Source organism: Pseudoalteromonas sp. TAB23 (assembly GCF_000498075.1).
GTDB lineage: Bacteria > Pseudomonadota > Gammaproteobacteria > Enterobacterales > Alteromonadaceae > Pseudoalteromonas > Pseudoalteromonas arctica.
Window position 1 is genome coordinate 1 of record NZ_AUTP01000262.1, and the last position, 8,856, is coordinate 8,856.

Here is an 8,856-nt window from a genome sequence, read left to right on the forward strand (position 1 = left end):
TATTCCTGAAGTATCGGCTATTACAACCATTGGTGCACCGTCAGATGCGCAGCACGTAGCGCATAACTTTGAAGCACACCTTGATGAAATTAACGCAGCAGGTGAAGCTAAAGTAAACTTAGCCGGCCGTGAATTTACCATTAAAAAGCAATTTATTGACGATATAGCCAAGTACGATAAAAGCCACATAAGTAAACTTAAGCGCGCATTATTAGTAATGCACTCCCCTATTGATGCGACGGTAAATATTAGTGAAGCTGAAAAAATTTATGCATCAGCCAAGCATCCTAAAAGCTTTATTAGCCTAGATAACGCCGATCACCTTTTAACAAATAAAAACGATGCCGACTACGCAGCACAAATAATTGCAACGTGGGCAAACCGTTATGTTAAGTACGACAAAACTAAATACACGGCAAGTTTAACGGGTGGCAATGTACTCGTTGAAGAAAAAGACCATGTATTTACTCAGCACGTAAGTACAAAAGATCATACTTGGCTTGCAGATGAGCCAATAAAAGTAGGTGGTAAAAACTTAGGTCCTGATCCGTATCATCACTTATTAGCGGGGCTTGGTGCCTGTACAGCAATGACACTACGCATGTACGCTACACGTAAAAACTTACCACTGGAGCATGTAAAAGTAGAGCTTGATCACACTCGCGATTACAACAAAGATTGCGACGATTGTGAGCAAACAGGTAACCTTGAAGCCATTACCCGTAAAATTACCTTACGTGGCGACTTAACTGAGCCACAGCGCCAGCGTTTACTCGAAATAGCCGATAAATGCCCAGTGCATAAAACACTACATAATAACCCGGTTATTGTTAGTGAACTGGTAGAATAACTGCCGTAAAATTAATATAGCGTAGGTAACACTGCGCTATGATTTAACTTTTATAGACCTAATTTTTACTATCTAAAAATCCCTCTACTTCTTTACTCATTCTATCCACCAGCCATTTTGGCCCGCCATCGTACATATCGTTATGGCGAGATTTTTCTATTAGTGTTTGCGTAACAGGAAACTTATCCAGCTCTGAATCGTTTAACAGCACATTTGCATCAGCTGGGTAATCACTACCGCGAAGTGTAAGTACGCGTATATCTTTATTGCGTGGGATCAACATGCGGCGATGATCGAGCGTAATAATAGTGCTAACTTCGTTTGGGTAAATAGAGCCGTATAATGACGAAATATCCCCGCCGTTTGAGTGCCCAAATAAGGTGAGTTTTGTAAAGTCGTACGCTGGGTATTTACTCGATAGCTCATTAACTAAAAACTTAAGCGTTACTACGCCACGATGCCAGTTTTCCATGCGAGTTGTTAAGTAAGGCTGCTCACGGTTTAAGTAAGGGTCGCTTTTTAGTTCATGTGCAACGGCTACTGTTAAATATCCACGCTGATTAAACGCATTACTGGCAAACGTATACCCGTTATGGCTAATCCCGTAACCTGCGTTAATGAACGCTACAGGGCATTTTACTTGTTCAGTGCACTTAGCATTGTTACTTGGTAATGTAATATTGATAGGAATAGTGCGATTACGGCTTTCATCAGTTATAACGTCGTCGTTTGCATAGCTTGTTGCGCTTATTGCTGATGTACTTATTAATGATGCACTTAGAGCTAGTGCGCTTAACATAAAAAGCTTTTTAAGTGTTTTTTGCATATTTAAACTTATATAAATTATTGTTTTTAATTAAAAATAATTTTTACTTTATAGGTTTGCATTCTCTATTGTCAAACTATGCGATAATAGTCGCCATTGTTTAAATATATTTAGTAAAAGATCCAATAAATGAAATCATACAATAGCATTCAAGAACGTATAGAAATTTTAGAAGACAAACTAACTGCAATACATGACGAAATCGAAATACTAAAAGCACCTGCTAAAAACAACAATGAACGTATTATTTTTAAGTTTATTGAAACAGGCAGCACAGGTAAAACGAAGGATTTTGTTCGTGAGTTAGGTATTAAATCACCACGTGACGGTTTGTTTTCGTCAGGTGATGTTACAAAACTAATTAAAGATGGCGCTGAAGATATTTCACCTGCGTTATTAGAAATCGCAAGACAGCTTGCCAGTGCACGTAATAAAAATGGCCCAAGCCGTTAATTACCCAGTCACGCAGTATCTAGAAGCCCAGCCAAGCTGTCGCTTCTAGATATGTAATCATATTAAACTAAATTAATCACACAATTCTATATTAAGGCTGGTAAGCAAATTAAGTGCTTCGAAGCGATCAAACTTAGCATTCACTAAAATATTATTATTCAAATCTATATTAAACGCTGTAGCACCTACAAAATCACATTTTGTTAAGTTAGTTTGAAAAAACTCACTATCGCGAAAATCTGTTCCTGTAAACTTACTACCGCTTAAATCAGCGTGTCTAAAATCAACATTTTTGGCAAAGCAATGTGTTAGTTTAAGGGCTTTGAGGGTTAATTCAAAAAAAGAACTATTACTGAGCTCACAATAATTAAAACTCACCGGTGCGTTTATACTAAGCGCTGGCCAATCTACATCAGCCCATTGCAAACTATTTAATTTACAGTGGCTAAAATTTACATTTTCAAGCGAACTGTAGTTCCATTTTAGTGACGATAAATTACAGTTTTTAAAACTGCATTCTATAAACCGGCAATTTTTAAACTGCCCGCCTGAAAAGTCGCAATCGATAAATATACATTCTTCAAACTCAGAGTTTTCAGTTAGCTGCTCTGCGTACTGTAAAGCATTAAATTGTTCATCGAAGTAGTGATTATTATTTGAAATTGACACTATTAACCTAGTTTTTAATGGGCATAGACGCTATTTTTAGGTAAATCTTTTTTAAGCGCAAGCACTGCAATAAAAATCAAAGCAAATAGTGGAAATAGCGCTAAACAGCCACCCACAAAAGCTAAAACACCCGGCATAGTACTTTTACGCTTACCTATTTTGTAGCTAATTACAGCAAAAATAGGAATACACAGCACAATAATAAAAACTAAAAACTCACCAAATAAGGTTGCATTGATCGACATAATAATTCCTTTTCATCTGTTCATTTAAAACACACTCTGCTATAAATTTAACCATAAAAAAACCCTTAAGCATATAACTTAAGGGTTTTTAAATTTAGCTCAAAAAAGCGAAACAAAGATTACTCTTCGTTAGGTATCGCTTTTTCTACAACACTAATTGCAAGCTCAGCTAACGAGTCAAGGTTAGGTTTGCTTGGCGCGTTGGTTAATAAACACGACGCTTGTGTTGTTTTAGGGAAAGCAATAACGTCACGAATGTTATCGGTACCACATAAAAGCATTGCTAAACGGTCAAGGCCAAATGCTAAACCAGCATGTGGTGGTGTGCCGTATTTAAGTGCATCAAGTAAAAAGCCAAACTTGTCTTGTTGCTCTTGCTCGTTAATACCTAAAATTCTAAATGCGGTTTCTTGCATATCTGCATTATGAATACGTACCGAACCGCCACCTACTTCGTAGCCGTTTAATACCATATCGTAGGCATCTGAAATAGCAGCGGCTGGGTTTGCTTCAAGCTCACTTGCAGTAATATCTTTTGGTGCAGTGAATGGATGATGCACAGCATGTAATGTGCCTTCGTCATCTTCTTCAAACATTGGGAAGTCTACAACCCAAAGTGGTGCCCAGCTATTAAGGTTAGTGATTTCTAAATCAACACCAATCTTAACGCGCAGTGCGCCCATTGCTTCATTTACTGTGTTGCGCTTATCGGCACCAAATAAAATGATATCGCCAGACTGTGCATTAGTACGCTCAAGTAATTTAGTGATTACGTCTTCGCTTAAAAACTTAGCCACTGGTGATTGAACACCCTCAGCGCCTGCAGTGTGGTCGTTTACTTTCATCCACGCCATACCTTTAGCGCCGTAAATACCAATAAACTTAGTGTAATCGTCAAGTTGTTTACGAGAAAGCTTAGCGCCACCCGGTACAGTTAATACAGCAACACGACCTTTTTCGTCGTTAGCCGGACCTGAGAAAACATTAAACTCTACGTCTTTAACTAAATCTGCAACATCAACTAATTTCATTGGGTTACGTAAATCTGGCTTATCAGAACCGTAAAGGCTCATTGCCTCGCTGTAAGGCATGATTGGAAAATCGCCTAAATCAACGTTTAGTAATGTTTGCCACATCTCGCGGATCATTTTTTCAGTCATACCACGTACTTGATCAGAGCTCATGAACGAGGTTTCTATATCTATTTGGGTAAATTCTGGTTGGCGATCGGCGCGTAAATCTTCATCACGGAAACATTTAACAATTTGGTAGTAACGGTCAAAACCCGACATCATCAATAATTGCTTAAACAACTGTGGAGACTGTGGTAAAGCGTAAAAACTACCTTTGTGAACGCGGCTTGGTACTAAGTAATCGCGCGCACCTTCTGGCGTTGCTTTAGTAAGTACAGGTGTTTCGATGTCTAAAAAGCCGTTTTCATCTAAAAAGCGACGAACAAAGCTGCTTGCTTTAGCGCGTAATTTAATACGGTCACTCATTTCTAGACGACGTAGGTCTAGGTAGCGATATTTTAAACGACGCTCTTCAGAGTTTACTTGGTTAAAATCAAGCGGTAATGGCTCAGAGCGGTTAATAATATTAAGCTCTTTACCTAAAATTTCGATCTCCCCTGTTGCCATGTCTTTATTTACTTGGCTGTCTGGGCGTGCGCGAACAATACCTTTTAACTGAACACAAAATTCTTGGCGAAGTGTGTTAGCCGAACTCATTAACTCTTCAATGTCAGAGTCGAATACAACTTGTACTAAACCTTCTCTATCGCGTAAATCGACAAAGATAAGTCCACCAAGGTCACGTCGTTTGTTGATCCAGCCACATAGTTCAACTTCTTGATCTACGTGAGTTTTATTTAGCTGTCCGCAATATATAGAGCGCATAGTTTTCCTGTCAGATAAAAGGCTTAAACGGCTAAACTTATTTGTTTTAAGGCGTGTGATTTAAAAAACAGGTCACCACAATACAAATAAAGCCGCTAGCAATCTAAAAATAATCAAATTAAGCCCTGCATTATACTCAACTAACATTAAGATGCTAGGGCGTGTGCCGCTTTTGCCCCTGAATTTACAGCAGCTTGTTTTGTTATTTGCTACACTATCGCCACTTTATAATAAGGCGCTAGTTTGTATGTTATATATTGGATGCCCGCAGTGGTCGAGTAATGCATGGAAAGGCAATTTATTTTCAAGCCAATGTAAAAACGCCGATATGCTTAGCCAATACGCACAACACTTTAACTCTGTTGAAGGCAATACCAGCTTTTACGCTGATCCTGCGCCAAGCACCGTATTGCGCTGGGCAAACAGCGTACCCGACGATTTTAAATTTACTTTTAAGTTTAATCGTCGCTTTAGCCACGAGCTGCACCTAACTAATGTTCAAACCGAGCTTACTGATTGGCTTAACTTATTCTCCCCTATTTTAGAAAAAACTGGGCAAATCATGCTGCAATTACCTAAAGCATTTGGCCCTGGTGACTTACCCAAACTCGCCCAATTTATTAGCCTATTACCAAAAGAGGTTAATTACGGTGTAGAGGTACGTCATACTGCGTTTTTTCAAAAGGGTGAAGCCGAAATAGCACTTAATCAGTTATTAATGGCAAACAACATAAATCGCATATCGATGGATACTCGCGCCCTCTTTGCGGTAAAACCAACAACCGAAGCGCTAATAGATGCACAGCAAAAAAAGCCGCATTTACCCGTGCATGCCATTGCTACAAGCACACAACCCATGGCGCGCTTTGTTATCGCCGATTTACAAAACGACTATAAACCCTTTTATAAACCGTGGCTGAGTAAAGTAAAACAATGGCTTGATGAAGGAAAAACGCCTTATGTGTTTTTTCATACGGCAGATAACCGAGAAGCACCTTTATTAGCAAGGCAGTTTTGTAAGGACCTTGGTTATAATCACAAAGCATTAAACCCATTTACTGGCGAAAAAGAAGCCCACCAGCAAGCACTTTTCTAAAAGTAAAACGACAGAGAAATAATAATGAGTGAATACGCACGTTACTTTACCGGCTACCCAGCTAACATTGTTGAGCAAGTATTAAACCTTATAAATAACAAAAAGGTATGTGATTACTTACTTAAAAAGTACCCGCAAGCACACACTATTACCAGCGATAAACTACTTTATAGTTATGCAACCGAGCTTAAAAAACAGTATTTAAAAAACGCACCACCGTTTGGTCGCGCAGCATTTAAAAAGCAAGGCGATATGGTCACCAACGCACTCGGTACACATACGTATCGAATGCAAGGTAAAACCCGCAAACACGATTTAGCGATAAACAGCGACTTGCTGCGCGCTCCCGAGCCGTTATTAAAAGCGTTAGTGGTACATGAGCTCGCCCACTTTAAAGAAAAAGACCATAACAAAGGCTTTTATCAACTTTGCTGCCATATGGAACCGAGTTACCACCAGCTAGAGTTAGATTTAAGAATTTTTTGTGTGGTAGTCGCAATGGGTGAAAATCCTTATTTAAAATAAGGATTTTAGCGTTATTTAACTGAGTGAAAATAACGCCATGCTTAAGTTAATATTTCCTTTCATAACCAAGCGCCCATATCCAATCTCTTCTCTTATCCAAGTAAGCAGCTCACAACTTAACGCCAGCCCTTAATAAAAACAAAAAAGTTTAAAACTACATAATTGCCCTACATTTGAGAACTACACTCTTAATAGCTAATTCTTTCTATGTACTCTTAATCTTTGGAGTTTTAAATGATGAAAAATACCCATGCCATTTTACTCAGTGCCCTGTGCTGTGTAACCTTAAGTGCCTGCAACGAGCAAAACAGCCAATCACTTGAACAATCAAACCTCAATGATTTTACTCTAACCAGCTCAAAGGTAAGCGATGGCGGTAACTTGCCTATTACTTATACGTGCGATGGGCAAAGCATTAGCCCCCCACTTAACTGGAGTGGTGCACCTAAGGCAACCAAATATTATGCATTAATTATGGATCATAAAGCGCCAGAGGGAATGCATTGGTATTGGACCATGTACAACATTTCCGCCGATAAAACACAAATTAAAGCGGGCGAAACTCTCGGTGAAGTAGGCTCTAATAGCGTAAACGATTTAAACCAATATGCGCCGCCTTGCTCTAAAGGCCCAGGTGAAAAAAGCTATACTTATACTGTGTACGCGTTATCTGCACCGGTTACCTTTAATAGTGATACAAAAGTAGATCGCTCAGCATTACTCGCCGCTGTAAAAAATATTACTCTCGATACTGCAAGTATGACGGTCAAATACTCGCGAAGCGCCAGTAGCGCCGAGCACAAACCGGATTCAAAACCAAAGCCAAACGAGCAACCAAAGCCTGACAAATCATATTTAACCGCTAACGTAAAATCACCTCGCTGCGATGCTATTACACAATCAGTAAGTAATACAGGGTTTGATAAAAGCGTATCTGTTACGTGCGATGAACAATATGCTTATATTGCCTCATCTACTTATCCTGTTCATGAAGTAATGACTGGTATTACAGGTACTAACGAGCAAATACTGACGTGGTTTAATGGATTCGACTACCCCAGTTAAGAGATAATCAACTTAACTGGAGATCGATAATGACAAAACGTAAAAAGTATTCCAAAGAATTTAAACTTGATGCCATCGCATTAGTTGTTGAGCAAAACTACTCTCAAGCAGAAGCCTCTAGAAATTTAGGGGTAAATCCCAACATGCTTGGTCGGTGGATAAAAGAAGCTGAAAATGATGATGGGCAGGCTTTTAGAGGGAATGGTAATTTGACCCCTGAGCAAGAAGAGATCAGAGAGCTAAAAGCGCAAGTGAAACGCCTAGAAATGGAGCGTGAAATATTAAAAAAAGCGACGGTCTTCTTTGCCAAAGAAACGAAGTGAAATACTCGTTCATAACCCAATACAAGAAGACCTGGCCTGTGGCGGTAATGTGCCGAATACTGGGTGTAAAAAGTAACAATTACTATAGTTATCAAAAGCGATATTCAACTAAATCAGAGGATCCAACACATCAAGAAATGATTGATTGGGTCAAGGACATAGCGCACTTCAGTGATAATACTTACGGTGAAAGGCGTATTCAGAAAGTCTTAAATGCACTCGGTTTTCCGGTGAGCCGTCACAAAACAGCACAGTTAATGAAAGAGGCAAATGTCTGGGTGCGTTATAAAAAGAAATACAAAGTAACAACGAATAGTGACCATAACAAGCCTATTTATCCCAATGTACTTGAGCAAAACTTCAACGTTGAAGCCGCTGATCAAGCTTGGGTACAAGATATCACTTATGTTTGGACTGCAGAAGGTTGGTTATATCTGGCGGTAGTGATTGATTTATATTCGCGTAAAGTCGTTGGTTGGAGCATGGGCTCACGAATGAAAGCGCAGCTTGTCTGTGACGCACTGACTATGGCGATGTGGCAACGCCAACCCAAAGCAGGGTTGATTATCCATTCAGATCAAGGGGTTCAATATGCAAGCCATCAATATCGTAGATTGCTCAAGTCAAACGACTTCATTGGTAGCATGAGTAAGAAAGGTTGTTGCTGGGATAATGCTGTTGCAGAAAGCTTCTTCGGTAGTTTGAAGCAAGAGCGCGTGCATTGGAAAAATTACCCAACGCGTTATGAAGCTCAACAGGATGTAATGAATTACATCTGCATGTGGTACAACAGTCGTCGCTTACATTCGTACTTAAATTATCAAAGCCCAAATGACTTTGAAGAACGAACCGAAACATTAGATATGGTTTCTTAACTAGGGTGACTGAATTTAGTTGACCACGTCA

At 39.4% G+C, this 8,856-nt stretch carries 10 protein-coding genes; 6 read left to right on the forward strand and 4 right to left on the reverse strand.

Annotated features, from left to right (window positions below):
* Window positions 1-850 (forward strand): OsmC family protein (locus tag L654_RS0115615; RefSeq protein WP_024608386.1); only part of this gene is annotated, 850 nt, incomplete at its 5' end.
* A gap of 58 nt (window positions 851-908) precedes the next feature.
* Here L654_RS0115615 and L654_RS0115620 read toward each other — a convergent pair.
* Entirely contained in the window at window positions 909-1,676 is a 768-nt protein-coding gene (locus tag L654_RS0115620; RefSeq protein WP_024608387.1) for an alpha/beta hydrolase, read from the reverse strand.
* A 129-nt stretch (window positions 1,677-1,805) separates the two neighbouring features.
* Here L654_RS0115620 and L654_RS0115625 point away from each other — a divergent pair, with 129 nt between their 5' ends.
* A complete protein-coding gene (locus L654_RS0115625) occupies window positions 1,806-2,129 on the forward strand; it encodes a hypothetical protein (protein ID WP_024608388.1) in 324 nt (107 codons plus the stop codon).
* A gap of 72 nt (window positions 2,130-2,201) precedes the next feature.
* Here L654_RS0115625 and L654_RS0115630 read toward each other — a convergent pair whose 3' ends face one another.
* From L654_RS0115630 to aspS, 3 genes are all read right to left on the reverse strand, one after another.
* Window positions 2,202-2,798, reverse strand: a complete 597-nt coding sequence (locus tag L654_RS0115630; protein WP_024608389.1) for a pentapeptide repeat-containing protein — start codon at window positions 2,796-2,798, stop codon at window positions 2,202-2,204.
* Window positions 2,799-2,812: 14 nt separating this feature from the next.
* Entirely contained in the window at window positions 2,813-3,043 is a 231-nt protein-coding gene (locus tag L654_RS0115635) for a hypothetical protein (protein WP_024608390.1), read from the reverse strand.
* Window positions 3,044-3,162: 119 nt separating this feature from the next.
* Window positions 3,163-4,941 (reverse strand): aspartate--tRNA ligase, encoded by a 1,779-nt coding sequence (gene aspS, locus L654_RS0115640; RefSeq protein ID WP_024608391.1) that lies wholly within the window; start codon window positions 4,939-4,941, stop codon window positions 3,163-3,165.
* A gap of 247 nt (window positions 4,942-5,188) precedes the next feature.
* Between aspS and L654_RS0115645 the strand changes: the two genes are divergently transcribed.
* The 4 genes from L654_RS0115645 (at window position 5,189) to L654_RS0115665 (ending at window position 8,825) form a co-directional block, all read left to right on the forward strand.
* Complete coding sequence (locus L654_RS0115645; protein ID WP_024608392.1) at window positions 5,189-6,037, forward strand: DUF72 domain-containing protein; 849 nt, start codon at window positions 5,189-5,191, stop codon at window positions 6,035-6,037.
* A gap of 24 nt (window positions 6,038-6,061) precedes the next feature.
* Window positions 6,062-6,562, forward strand: a complete 501-nt coding sequence (locus L654_RS0115650) for a YgjP-like metallopeptidase domain-containing protein (protein WP_024608393.1) — start codon at window positions 6,062-6,064, stop codon at window positions 6,560-6,562.
* Window positions 6,563-6,796: 234 nt separating this feature from the next.
* On the forward strand, window positions 6,797-7,627 hold the full coding sequence (locus tag L654_RS0115655) for a YbhB/YbcL family Raf kinase inhibitor-like protein (RefSeq protein WP_024608394.1): 831 nt from the start codon (window positions 6,797-6,799) through the stop codon (window positions 7,625-7,627).
* 29 nt (window positions 7,628-7,656) lie between these two features.
* Window positions 7,657-8,825, forward strand: a protein-coding gene (locus L654_RS0115665; RefSeq protein WP_139016089.1) for an IS3 family transposase whose coding sequence is annotated in 2 segments (ribosomal slippage) — window positions 7,657-7,933 and window positions 7,933-8,825 — 1,170 coding nt in all. Because the reading frame shifts where the segments join, the coding sequence is not laid out codon by codon here.
* Window positions 8,826-8,856 lie beyond the last annotated feature (31 nt).

Coding starts and splice junctions, on each gene's coding strand:
- L654_RS0115620 (WP_024608387.1), bottom strand. CDS start 1,676: ATGCAAAAAACACTTAAAAAGCTTTTTATGTTAAGCGCACTAGCTCTA.
- L654_RS0115625 (WP_024608388.1), top strand. CDS start 1,806: ATGAAATCATACAATAGCATTCAAGAACGTATAGAAATTTTAGAAGAC.
- L654_RS0115635 (WP_024608390.1), bottom strand. CDS start 3,043: ATGTCGATCAATGCAACCTTATTTGGTGAGTTTTTAGTTTTTATTATT.
- aspS (WP_024608391.1), bottom strand. CDS start 4,941: ATGCGCTCTATATATTGCGGACAGCTAAATAAAACTCACGTAGATCAA.
- L654_RS0115645 (WP_024608392.1), top strand. CDS start 5,189: ATGTTATATATTGGATGCCCGCAGTGGTCGAGTAATGCATGGAAAGGC.
- L654_RS0115650 (WP_024608393.1), top strand. CDS start 6,062: ATGAGTGAATACGCACGTTACTTTACCGGCTACCCAGCTAACATTGTT.
- L654_RS0115655 (WP_024608394.1), top strand. CDS start 6,797: ATGATGAAAAATACCCATGCCATTTTACTCAGTGCCCTGTGCTGTGTA.